This window comes from Nonomuraea sp. NPDC048881 (assembly GCF_040649795.1).
Classification (GTDB): Bacteria; Actinomycetota; Actinomycetes; order Streptosporangiales; family Streptosporangiaceae; genus Nonomuraea.
The window spans coordinates 26673-43796 of the sequence record NZ_JBEZGC010000030.1 but is presented as its reverse complement, the minus strand read 5'-3'; the positions used below and the strand labels follow the sequence as shown (position 1 = coordinate 43796).

Below are 17124 nucleotides of genomic sequence, written 5' to 3'. Positions count from 1 at the left end.
GGTATCGAGTAGACATGTGTGTAGGACAGGGACGGGGAACAGTCCGGTCAGACGCCGGCCGGCTCGGCCGACAGGGCCCACGCGGCGTAGCCGCCGAGCACGTCGGAGACGTCCTGGAAGCCGCGGTGCCGCAGCAGGCTCGCCGCGACGGAGGAGCGGTGACCGCCCGCGCAGTGCAGGACGACGGGCCGGTCGGCGGGCAGCTCGCCGCTGCGGGCGGGCAGCTCGCTCAGCGGGATGTGCAGCGCGGCGTCGATGAAGCCGTTCGCCTCGCGCTCGCCCGCGGTGCGCACGTCCACGACGACGGGCGGGGCGTCGCCGGCGAGCGCGGCGCGCAGCTGCGCGGCGGTCAGGCGGCTGGCCGGGGCGACCTCGGCGGCGAGGGCCACCAGCGCGTCGTCGGGGTTGCGCAGGTAGCCCGCGACGCGGTCGAAGCCGATCCGGGCCAGGCGGGTGACGACCTCCTCCTCGCGGTTCTGCGGCGCCATGACGACCAGCTCGGCGGCCGGGTCGAGCACGGTGCCCGCCTGCTCGGCGAAGCGCCCGTCGGCGGGCACGTTCACCGCGCCGCGCAGGTGCCCGGCGGCGAAGTCCTGCGGGTCGCGGGCGTCCACCACGACCGTGCCGGCGGCCCTCAGTTCGGTGAACCCGTCGAGGGTCAGCGGCACGGGCGCCGCCGAGGCGTCGTAGCGGGCGCGGTCTCTGCGGTTGAGATCGGCGTCGTAGGCGAAGTAGCCGGGGGCGGCGGGCTGCCCGGCGGTGACGAGCGCGACGAACGTCTCGCGGTCCATCGGCGCGCACGCGTAGTTGGTGGCCCGCTGCTCGCCGATGGTCGACTGCTTCTCGGCCGAGAGGTTCTTGCCGCAGGCCGAGCCGGCGCCGTGGGCGGGGAAGACCCGCACCGCGTCGGGCAGGCCCATGAGCCTGTTCTGCACGCTGTCGTACAACCTCGCGCCCAGTTCCCCGGGGGTGACGCCGACGGAGGCGAGCAGGTCGGGGCGGCCGACGTCGCCGATGAACAGGGCGTCGCCGGTCAGCACCCCGTACGGGACGGGGTCCTCGGCGTGCTCGTAGACCAGGACGCTGATCGACTCCGGGGTGTGGCCGGGCGTCTCCATGATCTCCAGGGTGACGTCGCCGAGGGAGATGCGCTCGCCGTCGCCGAGCTTGCGGATGGGGTACTCGGTCTCGGCGCGGCGGCCGTAGCCGATCCAGGCGCCGGTGCTGTCGGCCAGCTCCAGGTGGCCGGCGACGAAGTCGGCGTGGAAGTGGGTGTTGACGACGCCGACGACGGTCAGGCCGTGCGCGCGGGCGTCGGCCAGGTACTCGGAGACGTCCCGCCGGGGGTCGACGACCACCGCGCGGCCGGTCCCCTCGTCGGCGATCATGTACGACGCCTGCGAGAGGCAGTCCAGGTAGTACTGGGTGAAGAACACGGCAATCCCTTCGTGAGGAACGCGGCCAGTGGGTTGATACCCCGGGGGGTATCGACGAGACCCGACAGTAGGTTCTCCGCGGAGAGGATGTCAAATACCCCCCGTGGTATTGCCCAGGATACCGGGGGGGGTATGCTGACCTGGACATATCCACCCGGCAATCCAGGCGCGAAGGGACCTCCGCGTGCAGAACACCTCCGCTCCCGCCCCGGCCGGCCGACCCCCCGTACGCCTAGGGCTCCGGGCGAACGCCCTGCAGTTCTCGCTGCTGGTCGTCGTCAACGTCGCCGTCGGCGGCCTGGTGGGCCTCGAACGCACCACCGTGCCGCTCATCGGCACCCACGCCTTCGGCCTGACCAGCGACCTCGCCGTCTTCTCCTTCATCGTCGCCTTCGGGCTCACCAAGGCGGTCACCAACCTGGCCGCCGGAGCGCTGACGGCCCGGTTCCGCCGCAAGCAGCTCCTGGTGGCCGGCTGGCTGATCGGGATCCCCGTCCCGTTCGTCCTGGCCTGGGCGCCCTCCTGGGGGTGGATCGTGGCCGCGAACGTCCTGCTCGGCCTCAACCAGGGCCTGACCTGGTCGATGACCGTCAACATGAAGATCGACCTGGTCGGGCCCGCCCGGCGGGGGCTGGCCACCGGCCTCAACGAGGCCGCCGGGTACACCGCCGTCGGCGCCACCGCCCTGCTCACCGGCTACCTCGCCACCCGTCACGGCCTGCGGCCCCTTCCCGAGCTCGTCGGCGTCGTCTTCGTCGCGGCCGGGCTGGCCCTGGCCCTGGCCGTCCGCGACACCGCCGCCCACGTGGCCCTCGAACTCGACCGGCACCCCCGGCCGGCCGGCGGGGACATCGGTCCGGCGGCCGCGTTCGCCCGCACGTCCTGGCGCGACCGCTCGCTGCGCGGCGTCAGCCAGGCCGGCCTGGTCAACAACCTCAACGACGGCCTCACCTGGGGCGTCTTCCCCCTCCTGTTCACCGACCACGGCCTGGGCCTGGCCGCCGTCGGCCTGATCAAGGGCCTGTACCCGTTGCTGTGGGGCGTCGGCCAGATCCCCGCCGGGCACCTCGCCGACCGCCTCGGCCGCAAACCCCTCATCGTCACCGGCATGCTCGTCCAGGCCGGCGGGCTCCTCCTGGCCGTCGCCCCGCTGGGCGACGCCCTGCTCGCCGGGGTCCTGTCCGCCGTCGTCCTCGGGCTCGGCACCGCCATGGTCTACCCCGCCCTCATCGCCTCGGTCTCCGACCGCGCCCACCCCTCCTGGCGGGCCAACGCCCTGGGTGCCTACCGCTTCTGGCGCGACGTCGGCTACGCGGCGGGAGCCCTGGTCGCCGGGGTGCTCGCCGACGTGCTCGGCCTCGGCGCCACGGTCGTCGCGGGGGCCGTCCTCACCGCCGTCTCCGGCCTGCTCGCCGCCCGCTGGATCACTGGCCGTACGGCGGGCTGACGGGGGCCTGTCCCAGGTCAAGCGCGTCCCAAGGTGCGGTCGGCATTGATCGCGCGGCCGGGGACGGCGGAAGCGCCCTGTGATCCACCCATGGTTACAGTCCGTATTGATCGGATCGCTCTGGGGGAAAGATGAAGAGTGTTCGCATAGTCGCCGGCAGGATGGCGAAAGTGTTGTGCGCGGGGCTGCTCGCGGTACCCTCGTCCCCGCTGGTCGTGCCCGATCCGTCGCCGGACACCTCGGTCGTGACGGTGCGGACCGGCGGCGACCGCACCGGCGACACCACCGTGGGGCCGCTGGCCGGGGTCGAGCTCGGCCTGTTCGCCACGCCCGACGCGGCCGTCCCGGTCGACGCCGACTGGGGCGTGTGCGTCTCGGACGACGACGGCGACTGCAGCTTCGTCGTCCCCGGCACCGAGCCGGGCGGTGACAACGCCGGCGCCCGCTTCTACGTCAAGCAGATCTCCGCCCCCGGCGGCTGGTACACCAACCCCGAGCTGCGCACCGGCCGCGGCAGCGGATCGAACTCCGTCGCCACGCCGTACGTCTTCCAGACCCCCGCACTGGAGAGCGGCGCCACGTACTCCTCCACCAGCGACTTCATGATCAACGACACCCGCGCGGACGCCACCGCCTCGACCGGGATCTGGCAGCAGTCACGGGTCAACCCCCGGCCCGATCTCACCTGCGGCCTCGACGTCGCGCTGCTGCTCGACCTGTCGGCCTCGGTGGGCAGCGCGCTGCCCGACCTGAAGGCGGCCGCCGACACCTTCACCGACGCGCTCACCGGCACCCCGTCCCGGATGGCGCTGTTCACCTTCGACCGCAACTCGCCCAGCGCCGGCACCACGAACAACCCCGACCTCATGCCGGTCTCCACCGAGGCGGGCGCCGAGGCGTTCAAGAACCAGTACGCCGACTGGCAGCTCGGCAGCGGCACCAACTGGGACCGCGGCCTGTGGGCGGTCGCCGAGGCCGCGCCGCGCTACGACCTGCTGGTGGTGCTCACCGACGGCAACCCCACCTACTACGACACCCTGCTCGGCGACGGCAGCAACACCCGCATCGCCGAGGTGGAGGCCGGGATCTTCTCCGCCAACGCGGTCAAGGCCGAGGGCACCCGCGTCCTGGCCGTCGGCGTCGGCAACGGCGTGACCGGCCTGACCGCGCTCAACCTGCGCGCCATCTCCGGCACGACCGCCTTCGACGGCTCCAACGCGGTCGCCGCCGACTACTTCCAGACCAGCGACTACGCCGCCGCCGGGCAGGCGTTGCGGGAGATCGTCCGCGCCCAGTGCGAGGGGTCGCTGTCGGTGATCAAGCAGCTCGTCCCGTCCGGCAACACAGGTGAGGACGTCACCGGCGCCACCCCGGCCGGCCCCGGCTGGGACTTCACCGCCGAGACCACCACGCCGGGCATCGGCGGGCTGCCCGCCACCGAGTCGACGACCGGCGACGGCACGGGGTCGGTCAACTTCGACCTCACCTTCAGCCAGACCGCGTCGGCCGACGTCACCGTCACCGAGGCCCAGCACCCCGGTCATACCCTGGTCACCCAGGGCGGGCGGAACGCCGTCTGCCGCCTGATCGACACCGGGGTCGAGGTGCCGGTGACCAACAGCGGCGGCCTCGGCTTCACGGTCGAGGTGCCGAGCGACGCGGCCGTCAGCTGCACCGTCTACAACCGCCCGCCCGCGCCGACCCCGACCCCGACGCCCACTCCGACGCCGACCCCGACCCCGACGCCCACTCCGACGCCGACGCCGACGCCGACGCCGACACCGACGGTGACCCCGACCCCGACGCCCACGCCGAAGCCCACGCCGACCCGTCCGGAGCACTGCCACGGCGGGCATCCGTACTGGGACCACTGCGAGGAGCACCCGGGCTGGCACGACGTCTGCCACAAATCGGCCTTCGCCTGCCCGCACCCGCAGGAGTGGTCCGACCCTGACGAGGCTTGGAACGAGGAGTGGTAGCCCGCAGGTAGACGCGTTCCCGGCACAAGGATTACCCGCGCCTTCGCGTCGGACCGCCGCCGACGGGCAGCACCTGGGAGGGGCGGCTCGGGAACGGGGGCGGACGATGCGGGACGAAGCAGGCGGCGGGCCGGCGAGCGTGCGCCGTCGCGAGATGCTGGCCATGCCCGTCGCCCTGGCCTGCGGCTCGGCGATGCTGACCGGCTGCGACACCGCGCGGCCGGCCCGCAGTGCCGCGACGGCCAGCCCCGCCCCCGGCCCGGAGCGGGCCGGGGAGGTGCCGGTCACGCCGCCGGAGGACCTCATGCGCGAGCACGGGGTCCTCAAGCGCGTCCTGCTGGTCTACCGGGAGGGCGTCCGGCGGATCGGCGCCGGGGAGCGGGTGCCGGTCGGCCCCCTGCACGCCGGGGCCGGGATCATCCGCACGTTCATCGAGGACTACCACGAGCGGCTGGAAGAGCGTTACGTCTTCCCGCGCCTGGTCGGGGCGGGCAGGCTCACCGACGTCGTGCCCGTGCTGATCCGGCAGCACCGGCGCGGACGCGTCCTGACCGGCCGCATCCTGGACGCCACCGCGCGGCCCGTCCCCCAGAGCGTCCGCCGCGGCCTGACCGCCGACCTGGCCGCCTTCGTCCGCATGTACGAGCCGCACGAGGCGCGCGAGGACACCGTGGTCTTCCCCGCCATGCGGGCCGTCATCCCGCCCAAGGAGTTCGCCGAGCTGGCCGAGACGTTCGAGGACGAGGAGCACCGCCGATTCGGCGCGGCCGGCTTCACCGGCGTGGTCGCGCAGGTGGCCGACATCGAGAAGGCGCTCGGCATCTACGACCTCGACCAGTTCACCCCGCGCGGCTGACCCCGGCCGGTGCTCGCGGCGCGGGCCCGGTCAGGCGACCCGGGTGGCGGCGCGTTCGCCGAGCCTGCCGTCGTCCATGGACAGGACGGTGTCCACCTGGTCCAGGGTGGCCAGGTCGTGCGTGACCATGACGGTGGCCAGGTCGTTGCGCCTGGTGAGGTCGGCCAGCAGGGAGACGATGCGCTCACCCCGGTGGTGGTCGAGCGCGCTGGTGGGCTCGTCCACCAGCAGCACCTCGGGGGAGTTCATCAGGGCGCGGGCGATGTTGACGCGCTGGCGCTCGCCGCCGGACAGCTGGTGCGGGCGTTTGTGCTCCTTGCCGCCCAGGTCGACGGCGAGCAGCAGCTCCCGCGCCCGCGGGCCGGCCGCGCGCGGGGGCTCGCCGGCCAGGTGCGCCATCACCAGGAGCTGGTCCAGCGCGGTGAGCGAGGGCAGCAGGTTGGCCTGCTGGAACACGATGCCGACGTGGTCGCGGCGAACCCTGGTGCGGGCCGCCTGACCGGCTCTTGAGACGTCCTGCCCGGCGATGATCACGCTGCCCGCGGCGGGCGTGATCAGGGTGGCGGCGACGGCGAGCAGGCTCGACTTGCCGGAGCCGGACGGGCCGACCACCGCGGCGAACTCGCCCGCCGCGACGGCCAGGCTGACATGGTCGAGCGCGGTCAGCGTACGGTCGCCGTCGGGGTAGGTCAGGACGACGTCGGTCAGCTTGAGTGTCATCGGGAGGCTCCCAGGGCGGTCAGCGGGTCGACAGAGGTGATCTTGCGGATGGCCAGCGCGGCCCCGGCGGCGCCGAGAAGGATCAGCACGGCCACCGGCGCCACGGTGGTGGCCGCCGACAACACGAACGGCACCGTGCCCTCGGCCAGCGCGCCGAGTCCCGCGCCGAGCAGGCCGCCGGCGCCCGCGCCGCCCAGCAGCACGATGACCGCCTGGGCGAGCGCGTCCCGCAGCAGGTAGCCGGAGCTCGCGCCCAGGGCCTTGAGCACGGCGACGTCGCCGCGCCGCTGGATCGTCCAGACGGTGAAGAAGGCCCCGATGACCAGGGCCGAGATCGCGAACAGGAACCCGCGCATGAGCTGGAGCGACCCGTTCTCGGAGGAGAAGGAGCCGATCGCGGCGGGCGCCTGCGACAGCGGGACCGTCGTGGTGCCGAGCCGCGCGTCGGCCGCGGCCAGACCGGCCGTGCCACCGGCAGGCAGCCCCGTGTCACCGGCGGGCAGCGCCAGGACGGTCGCCACGCTGTCGGCGCCGGTCTGGCGGCCCATCCGCTCCCAGTCGCCGATGCCGACCCAGACGACGGGCGTGTGGCTGTAGGACGCCTGGCCGCCGACGCCGGACACGGTGAAGTCCCGGCCCGCGATCCGCACCGTGTCCCCGGCGCCCACCCCGGTGTCGGCGGCGAGCGCGGCGGAGAGGACGACCTTCCCGTCGTCCACGGGCCGCCCCTCGGCGAGGGCGCCGCCCGGCTGGACGCCGAAGAGCGCCACCCCCGCGCTCCCGTCGCCGTCGTAGCCGAGCCGCGACATGGAGACGCCCAGCCGCTCGGCGGCGTCGCCGGTCGCCCGCCGCCACTCCTGCCAGGTCCGGTCGGTGACGCGGCTGTCGGCGAAGGACGGTTTCCCGCCGCCGGCGAAGACGAGGTGCCCGGCGGGCAGGCCCTCCACGGCCGAGATGTTCTCCCGCGCCAGCCCGGCGGTCAGGCCGGACAACATGGTCACCAGGAGGGTGATGAGGAAGACGACGGCGCCCATGAGAGCGAACCGTCCCTTCGCGAAGCGCAGGTCTCTGAGCGCCACGAACACGGCGCGTCCCCCGTTGCGGTTGAAGGTCACGTTGACGTGCTCCAGCGTGCGCGCCGCCGGATCGGCCGCGCATCGTGCATGCGGTCCGCCCGTAATACTTCTTTCGGACGATTTGTGGCGCAGGGCCGTCGCATACGCTTGGTGAGAGATGTCTGACTATCCGTTCCCGCCCGCCCTCCGCCTGCTCCGCTGGACCGTGCACGGCACGTTCGCGACCCTCCTGGCGATCGCGCTGGCCGGCGTCGCCGGGACCGGACGGCTCGCGCCGACGCTGGGCGGAGCGCTCCTCGGCGCCCTCTACGCGGCGGGCATCACCATCGAGGCGCGGCTGCCGCACTTCGGCGGGCCGACGCACCTGCTGCTGGGCCGGATCTGGCTGGTGCTGACCACGGTCGGGTGGGCGCTGCTCGCGCTGGCCGCGCCGCAGTTCGTCTGGCTGGCCTTCCCGCTCTTCTTCGCCTACCTGCACCTGCTGCCGCTGGCGGTCGCGCTGCCGGGCGTGGCGGCGCTGACCGTCGCGGCCGTCCTGGCCGCCGCCTGGCACGAGGGCCGGCTGACCGCCGCCCTGGTCATCGGCCCGACGATCGGCGCGGCGGTGGCCACCCTGATGGCGATGGTCTACAAGGCGCTGCACGCCGAGAGCGAGCAGCGCCGCCTGCTGATCGACGACCTGGTACGCACGCGCGGGAAACTGCTCCAGGCGGAGGGCGACGCCGTACGGCTGGCCGAGCGGGAACGCCTGGCCAGAGAGATCCACGACACCCTGGCACAGGGCATGTCCAGCATCATCCTGCTGCTGCGGGCGGCCCGGCGGGACCTGGCCGACGACCTTCCGGCCGCCGAGCGCCGCATCACCGAGGCGGCGGACGCGGCCAAGGAGAACCTGGAGGAGGCCAGGAACTTCGTCCGCGGCCTGGCCCCCGCGGCGCTGCGGCACTCGTCGCTGGCCGCCGCGCTGCGCAGGGCCGGCGACTCCGCCGTGGCGGGCACGCCCATCCAGGCGCGCTTCGAGGTCTCCGGCACCCCGGCGCCGCTGCCCGCCGACTACGACGCGACGCTGCTGCGCGTCGCCCAGGGCGCCCTGGGCAACGTCAGCCGCCACTCCGGCGCCGGCCACGCCGGGGTGACCCTCACCTACCTGGACGACGTGGTCATGCTGGACGTGTACGACGACGGCCGGGGCTTCGACCCCGGGCGTTCGGCCGGCTACGGCCTGCGCGCGATGCGCGAACGGGTGAGCGCCCTGGGCGGCAGCCTCACCGTGGAGTCGGCCCCCGGCGAGGGCACGGCCGTCGTGGCGACCCTGCCGCTGCCGCCGCTGGAGGGGCCGTGATCCGGATCGTCCTGGTGGACGACCATCCCGTGGTCCGCTCCGGCCTGCGCGCCATGCTCGCCGGGCAGCCCGACTTCGACCTGGTCGGCGAGGCCGCCACCGGGCAGGAGGGCGTGCGGCTGGCCGCCACGCTCGCCCCCGACGTCGTGCTGATGGACCTGCAACTGGGGACGGGCATGCACGGCAGCGAGGCGACCCGCCGGATCGTCGCCCTGGACGGCCCCCGCGTCCTGGTGCTGACGACGTTCGACACCGACGCCGACATCGTGGCCGCCATCGAGTCCGGCGCGACCGGCTACCTGCTCAAGGACGCCCCGTCGGAGGACCTGCACGCCGCCATCCGGTCGGCCGCCGCGGGCGCCAGCGCCCTGGCGCCGAGCGTGGCCGCCCGCCTGCTGGGCCGGGTCCGCGCCCCCGACGCCACGCTCAGCCCGCGCGAGCTGGAGGTGCTCGGGCACGTCGCCGCCGGCCTGTCGAACCGGCAGATCAGCAAGGTGATGTTCCTCAGCGAGACCACCGTCAAGACCCACCTGGCGCACATCTACACCAAGCTGGACGTGGACTCCCGCACCGCGGCCGTCGCGGCGGCCTCGAAGCGGGGCCTCATCCGCCCGCCGTGAGCCGCGGCGCGGCGCTCGGGTCATCAGGGCGTGACGATGGCGAAGTCCGGCTGGGGCTGCTCCAGCAGGGAGGCCAGGCGTCGCAGTCGCCGGTCAGGAAGTCGTAGACGTCGTTGTCTCAGACGACCTCGCCCCCGGACGTCCTGACCACGCCGGGGGTCAGCCTGGCGACGAAGCCGCGATCGGCGTGCTCGAAGTCCGTCCGGTCCTGGAAGGGAAGGTCTGCCATGTGAGCGTCCTGCCCTCGGCAGTCTGCGATGAGGGCAAGGAGAGCCCCAAGAAAGGGCAATCCCGGCGATGCGGCCGCCGCTCCGAGGAACGTTCCTCTCATGTGTGCTTCTCCGGCCGGCGTGCTGGCATGGGTGCGGAGCGCGGTCGCCGCCGCCTTGATCACCGGCGTCTACTTCGTCGTGCCGCTGCCGACCGAGAAACTCCAGGACGGCTCGCCCGAGCTGCGCGCCCTGGGCTGCCTGGCCGGGGTGATCGTGCTGGCCTGGCTGCTGGGGCGGCAGGTGGCGCGGGCGTTGCGGCCCGGACGGTCCTTGGGGGAGCAACTGGCGATGTTGCTGACCGTCGTCACCGTCGTGGTGGTCTTCTTCGCGGCGCTGTACTTCCTGATGGCCGCGCAGTTCCACGGCCTGCGCACGCGGGTGGACGCGCTCTACTTCTCGGTGATCACGCTGGGCACGGTCGGCTACGGCGACGTCGTCCCCCTCGGGCAGGGGGCGAAGGCCCTGGTCATCGTGCAGGTGATCTTCGATCTGATCGTCGTGACGTCGGCCCTCGCGCTCATCGTGGGCGTGTGGCGCTCGCAGGAGTCGTCATGAGGGTTCTCCCTCCAGGCACGGGACCGGGGCCGCCGTGGGAGCCTGGGGGTGCGTGGCCAGATAGTCCTGGAGCTCGCGGTGCCGGAACTGGTAGGCGATCCCGGAGATCCGCAGCAGCCCGGCGTCGTAGCAGCGGTGCAGGAACCGTCCCAGCCGCCACGGCAGCCGGCCCCGCGTGGCCAGCAGCAGCCCCAGGTAGCGGCGCGCCAGCAGCGGCGACCAGGACGCCACCAGCGACATGCCGAACACCGCGGCCACCGCGACCGCCGCGACGACCGGGATCCCCTCCAGCAGCTTCACGAACCAGATGCCCAGCATGAACCCGAATCCGGGGCCGAAGGTGAACGCGGCCACGAGCGTCGAGACGACGTCGTTGCGGATGACCGTCCTGGGGTCGACGCCGTCCCAGGAGCCGGCGTACCCCAGCCTCACGTCTCTGCCGCTCGCCATCCCCACGCCGACCAGGACGCCGAAGACGATCGGCACCCACAGCGGCAGGGCGGCGCCGAACTCCATGATGACCGCCGCGCTCGTCAGGCAGCCGTACAGGGCGGCCAGCACGCCGTCCACGACGCTCCGCCTGCGGCTCTGTCCGCCGCGGGACCGGAGCAGGCCGTCCTCGTCCGCCGCGGACCACGCCTGCCGATAGGCCGTGACCGGTTCGGTCAGCAGGCGCACCGCCACCGTGCCGGGCAGCAGGAGCAGGCCGACGGCCATCACCGTCGCGCCCGAGATCTTCCCGTCCACGATCTCGACCTGCGAGAACACCGCGACGGCCGCGACGACGGCGGCGGCGACCCCGGGAAGGCAGGTCGCCAGCGCCACCAGCGCGCCGAAGAACCGCGCCCGGTCGCCCGCCAGCGGCCACAACCGGTGCAGCACGAGATCCGTGCCGGACAACACGCGCCCGTGCAACGGCGGCCGGCCCGTGTTGGCGTGCAGGTGAGCGGCCAGGACGGCCAGGTAGGCGTGCGTGCGCCGGGCGTCCGGCCCCTTGCCCGCCGGGTCCGCCGCGGCCAGGCGGGCGGGGATGAACAGACCGAGGAGATGCTCCCGTACGGCCTGCTGGTCGGCGAAGCGCGTGAGGACCTCGGGGGAGCGCACGTAGCGCCCGGTGACCGGGTCGCGCTGCTCGTGGACGCTGACCGCCAGGGTCAGCCGCCACGGCGTGTTCAGCGCCTCGGCCAGGACGTGGCCGTCGCGGGTCAGCGCATCGAGGACCGGCCGCCAGCGGTCGGGGTCCTCCTGGTCGGTGACGGCCTGGATGAACCGCCACGCCTTGTCGCCGCCCACCTTGCCCACGTCGACCCGGACGAGCCCACGGGGGACGGCCCGGTCGGCGACCAGGGCGTCGTACTGGTCGGTGCGGCAGGTCAGGACCATGCTGCAGCGGTCCAGCCCGTGCTCGTACTCCTCCAGCGCGCGCAGCGCCCGGGCGGCCCGCGACCCGTAGCCCGGCTCGTCGGTGTCGTCCATCTCGTCGAGCCCGTCCACGACGGGCAGGATCCGCTCCGCCGCCACGAGCGTGCGCGCGGTCACCGGCTTCAGGCCGTACGCGGCGGTCAGGTGCCGGGCGAGCATGTCCCGCACCGGCACGTCGGGATCCAGGCTCGCCGCGGAGATCCGCACCGGGACGCGGTCGTCGGGCCGCCGGCCGTCGAGCAGCCGGAGGATCAGCTCGATGGCCAGGACGGTCTTGCCCGAACCCGCCACCCCGGTGATCACCAGCCGCCCCGGTCCGCCCAGCTCGCGGAAGTAGGCGGCCACCTGCTTCAGGCTGCCGGCCGGCGGCGCGGAGACGGAACCGCCGGTGGGATGGAAGGAGAAGTCGACGTCGATGACCGCGTCGCTGCCCTTGCGGCCCAGCAGCTGTGCCCGCTGGGCCCGCTCCTCGGCCAGCACCCGCCCCGCCAGCAGGATCGCGGCCGCCTGCACGTCGGTGTCGGCCAGCCGCTGCGCCTGCCACCAGGACAACGCGGCGATGCCCGTCCCGGCCAGCCCCAGCCCGGCGCCGACCGGGTCGACGTCGCCCGGGTAGAGCGTCCACAGCCGCAGCGCGGCGGCCACCAGCATGACCATCCCGGCCGCCACGCCCGCCCAGAACCACCATGTCCTCGTCCGCCGGCTCACGGTCCCAGCATTTCAAAGCGGGCACCCGTCGTGTGCGGGGAACGCGACAAAGATCCTCTTCGTCCCGTACCGGCTCGCGGCCCGTGCAACCCCGCGGGCGGCACGTGCGAAACACAGGTATGTGGAAGGCACACCAGGCCGGCAGCTGACGGGCGCGGCCCTGAGATCGGCGCTGCGGCCGGGCCGCGCGCTCGGCGTGCTGTCGGTGCTGGCCATGATGGGCTGCCAGGTGGCGTCCGGGCTGGCCGCGCGGCCCGAGCGGCTCACCGGGGTGATCGTCGTGCTGCTGGCGGCGTGCGCCCTGGCCTTCGCCGCGGACGCCTGGGGCGCGGCCAGGGCGGCGGCCGCCTTCGCCGGCGCGGCGCTGACCGGGTACGCGGCCGAGCTGGCGGGGCTGCTGACCGGGTTCCCGTTCGGCTCCTACAGCTACAGCGACGCGCTGTGGCCGCAGGTGGCCGGGGTTCCCGTGGTGGTGGTGCTGGCGTGGGGCGGCATGGGGCTGGCGGCCCACGCGGTGGCGGTCGCGGTCGTGCCGTCCGGCGGGGTGGCCAGGGTGTGCGCGGGCGCGGGCGCGCTGACGGCGTGGGACCTGTTCCTCGACCCCCAGATGGTCCGGCTCGGCCTGTGGACGTGGGCGCGGGAGGGCTTCTACCGCGGCGTGCCGCTGAGCAACTTCGCCGGCTGGCTCCTGGTGTCGGCGCTGGTCATGGTGGTCGTCGGGCGGATCGTCCGGGCCGGCGCCCCGGCGCGCGGGCTGCTGGCGCTGTACACGGTCATGGCGGTGATGGAGACGGTGGGCTTCGCGGCGGTGTTCCGGCCGCCGGACCTGCTGGTCGCCGCCGCCGGAGGGATCACGATGGGCGCGTTCGCCGCGCCGGCCTGGAGGCGGTCATGGCCGAGGTGACGGTGATCGGCGGCGGCATGGGCGGCATGGCGTGCGCGCTGCTGCTGGCCCGCCAGGGCCACGAGGTGCGGCTGTACGAGCAGCTGCCGCGGCTGGGCGGCAAGCTGGCCGAGCATCGCCGGGACGGTTTCACCTTCTCCCTCGGCCCTTCGCTGCTCACCATGCCGCGCGTGCTGCGCGAGCTCGGGCTGGAGCGCGGGCTGATCGAACCCGCCCTGCTGTGCCGGTACCGCTTCGCCGACGGCACGGTCCTGGACGCCCACCGCGACCCGGCGCGGATGGCCGCCGAGGTGGAGCGGCTGGCGCCGGGCGAGGGCCGGGCCTGGACGGCCTTCCACCAGTGGGCGCAGGGCTGCCTGCGGGCGGCCGAGCGGACCGTGTTCGCCGGGCCGCCGATCCGGCGGCAGGGGAGGCCGCGGCTGTCGGACCTGACCGCGGTGGCCCCCGCCCGCACCCTGGCCGGGCTGGCGCGGCGCCACTTCGGTGACCCCCGCCTGCGCCAGTACGTCGGCCGCTACGCCACGTACGCCGGGTCGAGCCCGTACCGGGCGCCGGCGGCGCTGGGCTGCGTCCCGGCGCTGGAGCACGGGGAGGGCGTCTGGTACGCGCCCGGCGGTCTGGCCCGCCTGGCCGACGACCTGGCGCTGCTGCTGAAGGCCGCCGGGGTGGAGATCTTCCTGTCCGAGCCCGTCGCCGCCGTCGAGGCCGACGCGTCCAAGGTCACCGGGGTACGGCTGGCAAGCGGACGCAGGGTGCGGGCCGACGTCGTGGTGGCCGGCACCGACGCCGCCGCCCTGTACGGCCGCCTGTCGCCGGACCGGCGGCGGCTGCGCCGGATCGCCCGGCTCGGCACCTCCTCCTCGGCCTTCCTGCTGCTGGCCGGGGTGGAGGGCCGCACGCCGGGACTGCCGCACCATTCGGTGCTGTTCTCGGCCGACTACGAGCGCGAGTTCGCCGACATCTTCGACCGGGGACGTCCGCCCCTCGACCCGACGGTCTACGTCGGCTGCTCGGCGGTGGACGACGCCTCCCAGGCCCCGGGCGGGGCGGAGAACTGGACGATGCTGGTCAACGTGCCCGCCCGGGATCCGGCCCGGTGGGGGATCGGGGTCGAGGCGTACCGGGACCTGATGCTGGAGCGGCTGGCCGGGCGCGGCTGCGACCTGGCCGGCCGGTTGCGCTTCGTCGACGTCTTCACCCCCGCCGACCTGCGGGACCGGTACGGCTCCTGGGGCGGCGCGATCTACGGCAGCGCCTACCGGGGCAGGCTGGCGTCCTTCGCCCGGCCGGGCAACCGGGGGCCGAGACGCGGGTTGTACCTGGTGGGCGGCTCGGCCCACCCCGGCGGGGGCCTGCCGATGGTGACGCTGGGCGCCCGCATCGTGGCCGGCCTGGTGGCGCAGGACCTCGCGGGCGGTTCGCGATGAGGGCGCTCACCGTCGCGCAGGGCGTGGCGGCGGCCGTCGTGGCGGCCCGGCTCGCGCGGGGACGGCGGCGGCTGCCCGCGCTGCGGCCGCGTCCGGTCGCGGGCGAGCCGGTCTCCGTGGTGATCCCCGCCCGCGACGAGGAGGCCAGGATCGGCCCGTGCCTGCGCGCCGCGCTGGCCGCCCCCGGCGTCCGCGAGGTGATCGTCGTGGACGACGGCTCCCGGGACGGCACGGCGAGGCTGGCGGCGTCGCTGGGCGCCACCGTCGTCACCGCCGATCCGCTGCCGCCCGGCTGGGTCGGCAAGCAGTGGGCGCTGCGGCAGGGGGTGGCCGCCGCCCGCGCCGGCGTCGTGGTCACGCTGGACGCCGACGTCCGGCCCGCGCCCGGCCTGTTCGGCGCGCTGGCCGCGACCCTGGACCGCTACGACCTGGTCAGCGCCGGCCCGCGCTTCGTCTGCGACGGCGCCCTGGAGCAGGCCCTGCACGCCTCGATGCTGGCGACGCTGGTCTACCGCTTCGGCCCCGTCGGCCCGCCGAGCCCGCCGCCGCCGCACCGGGCGATCGCCAACGGCCAGTGCATGGCCTTCCGGCGGTCCCGGATGACCGAGGCGGACGGCTTCGCGCTCGTGCGCGACCGGATGACCGACGACGTGGCGCTGGCCCGCCGCCTGGCCGCACAGGGCTGGTCGGTGGGCTTCCTGGACGCCGGCGGCCTCCTGGAGGTCGACATGCACGACTCGGCGGCCGAGTTGTGGCGGGAGTGGGGCCGTTCGCTGCCGCTGGCCGACGTGACCGGCCCCGGCCGGCAGGCGGCCGACCTGGCGGTCATCTGGCTGACGGCGGCGCTGCCCGTGCTGCGGCTGGCCGCGGCCCGCCCGACCGGCCTGGACCTGGCGCTGCTGGGACTGCGGGTGTCCCTGACGGCCGCGTTGCGGGGCAGCTACCGGCGGCCCGGAGTGGGGCTGCTGCTGTCGCCGCTGCTGGACCCGGCCACCGCGTTCCGCCTGACGCAGGCCACCGTACGCCCGGTGCGCAGCTGGCGCGGCCGCACCTACGAGGTCGGCGGCGGCGTCAGCGGTGGGACGAGCGGCGGCCGGCCAGCGCGGCCTGCCCGAAACGCAGCCCGATGAGGCACATCAGCCCCCCGGTGGCCGCCACCAGCTCGGCCGGCATGAACAGCAGCTGCAGCAGCGGCACCCCGAACACCGCCAGGCGCGCGCCCGCCGCGAACGACCGCGTCGCCAGCGCCACCAGCGTCAGCGCCGCCACGGCCAGCCCGAACGCCGGCGGGCAGATGACCGCGACCCCGCCGGCGAAGGTGAGCACGCACCGGCCGCCCCGGAAGCCGGCGAACAGCGGCCACGCGTGCCCCGCCATGGCCGCCGCCACCGCCAGGTACACCGGCGCCACGCTCGCCCCCGACACCACGCCGAAGGCGGCGGTGTGGCCGCCGCCGATCACCAGCGCGACCAGGGCGGCCAGGGCGCCCTTCAGCGTGTCGCCGGCGAACACCGGCACGCCCGCCCACCGCCCGAGCTGCTCCTTGACGTTCCAGTACCCCGGGTTGCGGTCCCCGACGTCGCGCGGATCGACGCCGTGCGCCCGCGCCGTCAGGACCGCGACCGGCACCGACCCCAGCAGGTAGCCGATGACCACCGACACGAGCACCTCAACCATCGCGTCGTTCCACCTCGTCCGGTACGGCGGCAGGGGGGCGATGAAGCACATGGCCTTCGACCGGCCGCTGCTGCGCCGCCCCGGCGGCCCGATCTTCTGGCGGCTGCTCGGCACCGGCAGGGGACGTTCGATGTCGCTGGGCGCCGACCTGCGGCGCTGGGCGCTGTTCGCCGTCTGGCGGCGGGAGAGCGACCTGGCGGAGTTCCTGCGCGACTCGCCGATCGCCGCCCGCTGGCGGACGGAGTCCGCGGAGTACTGGCAGACCCGGCTGGCCCCGCTCGCCTCGCGCGGCGCGTGGGGCGGCCGCGACCCGTTCGGCGGCGCGCCGGCCCGCGACGACGGCGGGCCCGGCCCGGTGGCGGTGCTCACCAGGGCGTCCATCCGGCCCGGCCGGCTGGTCGCCTTCTACCGGTCGGTCCCGCCGGTCGAGGAGCTGCTGCGGCGGCAGGACGGCTGCCTGGCCTCGGTCGGCATGGGGGAGTGGCCGCTCGCCCGGCAGGCCACCTTCTCGCTGTGGCGCGACCGGCGGGCCGTACGGGACTTCGCCTACCGGGGCCAGGCCCACCGGCGGGTCGTCGAGCGGGTACGGGCCCGCGACTGGTACGCCGAAGAGCTGTTCGCCCGCTTCGTCCCCTATGCCAGCGAGGGCCGCTGGGACGGGCGCGACCCGTTGAGCTGACCTC

Annotated in this window: 15 protein-coding genes; 10 read left to right on the top strand and 5 right to left on the bottom strand. The window is 74.7% G+C overall.

Annotated elements, in window-relative coordinates; all coding sequences use genetic code 11:
- Nucleotides 1-47 precede the first annotated feature (47 nt).
- On the bottom strand, nucleotides 48-1436 hold the full coding sequence (locus AB0C33_RS48300; protein ID WP_358301649.1) for an MBL fold metallo-hydrolase: 1389 nt from the start codon (nucleotides 1434-1436) through the stop codon (nucleotides 48-50).
- Nucleotides 1437-1620: 184 nt separating this feature from the next.
- Between AB0C33_RS48300 and AB0C33_RS48295 the strand changes: the two genes are divergently transcribed.
- From AB0C33_RS48295 to AB0C33_RS48285, 3 genes are all read left to right on the top strand, one after another.
- Entirely contained in the window at nucleotides 1621-2883 is a 1263-nt protein-coding gene (locus AB0C33_RS48295; protein ID WP_358301646.1) for an MFS transporter, read from the top strand.
- Between the two features lie 161 nt (nucleotides 2884-3044).
- Nucleotides 3045-4862, top strand: a complete 1818-nt coding sequence (locus tag AB0C33_RS48290; RefSeq protein ID WP_358301643.1) for a vWA domain-containing protein — start codon at nucleotides 3045-3047, stop codon at nucleotides 4860-4862.
- A 106-nt stretch (nucleotides 4863-4968) separates the two neighbouring features.
- Nucleotides 4969-5718: a hemerythrin domain-containing protein gene (locus tag AB0C33_RS48285; protein ID WP_358301640.1), complete on the top strand. Its 750-nt coding sequence runs from the start codon at nucleotides 4969-4971 to the stop codon at nucleotides 5716-5718.
- A gap of 30 nt (nucleotides 5719-5748) precedes the next feature.
- Here AB0C33_RS48285 and AB0C33_RS48280 read toward each other — a convergent pair whose 3' ends face one another.
- Nucleotides 5749-6438 carry an ABC transporter ATP-binding protein gene (locus AB0C33_RS48280; RefSeq protein WP_358301637.1) on the bottom strand — a complete coding sequence of 230 codons (690 nt, stop codon included), beginning with the start codon at nucleotides 6436-6438 and terminating at the stop codon, nucleotides 5749-5751.
- On the bottom strand, nucleotides 6435-7523 hold the full coding sequence (locus tag AB0C33_RS48275; RefSeq protein WP_358301724.1) for an FtsX-like permease family protein: 1089 nt from the start codon (nucleotides 7521-7523) through the stop codon (nucleotides 6435-6437). The genes AB0C33_RS48280 and AB0C33_RS48275 overlap by 4 nt, the downstream gene beginning before the upstream one ends.
- Nucleotides 7524-7671: 148 nt before the next feature.
- Between AB0C33_RS48275 and AB0C33_RS48270 the strand changes: the two genes are divergently transcribed.
- The 3 genes from AB0C33_RS48270 to AB0C33_RS48260 all read left to right on the top strand — a co-directional run bounded on the left by AB0C33_RS48270 (nucleotide 7672) and on the right by AB0C33_RS48260 (nucleotide 10303).
- Nucleotides 7672-8856, top strand: coding sequence for a sensor histidine kinase (locus tag AB0C33_RS48270; protein ID WP_358301633.1), 1185 nt, complete (start codon nucleotides 7672-7674; stop codon nucleotides 8854-8856).
- Entirely contained in the window at nucleotides 8853-9476 is a 624-nt protein-coding gene (locus AB0C33_RS48265; RefSeq protein ID WP_358301630.1) for a response regulator transcription factor, read from the top strand. Before AB0C33_RS48270 ends, AB0C33_RS48265 begins: the two co-directional genes overlap by 4 nt.
- A gap of 329 nt (nucleotides 9477-9805) precedes the next feature.
- Entirely contained in the window at nucleotides 9806-10303 is a 498-nt protein-coding gene (locus AB0C33_RS48260) for a potassium channel family protein (RefSeq protein ID WP_358301627.1), read from the top strand.
- Here AB0C33_RS48260 and AB0C33_RS48255 read toward each other — a convergent pair.
- Entirely contained in the window at nucleotides 10298-12433 is a 2136-nt protein-coding gene (locus AB0C33_RS48255; RefSeq protein WP_358301624.1) for an NACHT domain-containing protein, read from the bottom strand. The genes AB0C33_RS48260 and AB0C33_RS48255 overlap by 6 nt on opposite strands.
- A gap of 121 nt (nucleotides 12434-12554) precedes the next feature.
- On the opposite strand from AB0C33_RS48255, the gene AB0C33_RS48250 reads away from it, so the two are divergent.
- The 3 genes from AB0C33_RS48250 to AB0C33_RS48240 are packed head-to-tail and all read left to right on the top strand — an operon-like array spanning nucleotide 12555 to nucleotide 15894.
- A complete protein-coding gene (locus tag AB0C33_RS48250; protein ID WP_358301622.1) occupies nucleotides 12555-13337 on the top strand; it encodes a carotenoid biosynthesis protein in 783 nt (260 codons plus the stop codon).
- Nucleotides 13325-14764: a phytoene desaturase family protein gene (gene crtI, locus AB0C33_RS48245; RefSeq protein ID WP_358301619.1), complete on the top strand. Its 1440-nt coding sequence runs from the start codon at nucleotides 13325-13327 to the stop codon at nucleotides 14762-14764. Before AB0C33_RS48250 ends, crtI begins: the two co-directional genes overlap by 13 nt.
- Nucleotides 14761-15894 carry a glycosyltransferase family 2 protein gene (locus AB0C33_RS48240; RefSeq protein WP_358301616.1) on the top strand — a complete coding sequence of 378 codons (1134 nt, stop codon included), beginning with the start codon at nucleotides 14761-14763 and terminating at the stop codon, nucleotides 15892-15894. The genes crtI and AB0C33_RS48240 overlap by 4 nt, the downstream gene beginning before the upstream one ends.
- On the opposite strand, the gene AB0C33_RS48235 is transcribed toward AB0C33_RS48240, so the two are convergent.
- Entirely contained in the window at nucleotides 15836-16441 is a 606-nt protein-coding gene (locus AB0C33_RS48235) for a glycerol-3-phosphate acyltransferase (protein ID WP_358301613.1), read from the bottom strand. The two genes, AB0C33_RS48240 and AB0C33_RS48235, sit on opposite strands and share 59 nt — an antisense overlap.
- Between AB0C33_RS48235 and AB0C33_RS48230 the strand changes: the two genes are divergently transcribed.
- A complete protein-coding gene (locus AB0C33_RS48230) occupies nucleotides 16413-17120 on the top strand; it encodes a spheroidene monooxygenase (RefSeq protein WP_358301610.1) in 708 nt (235 codons plus the stop codon). The genes AB0C33_RS48235 and AB0C33_RS48230 overlap by 29 nt on opposite strands.
- The last annotated feature ends 4 nt before the right edge of the window (nucleotides 17121-17124 follow it).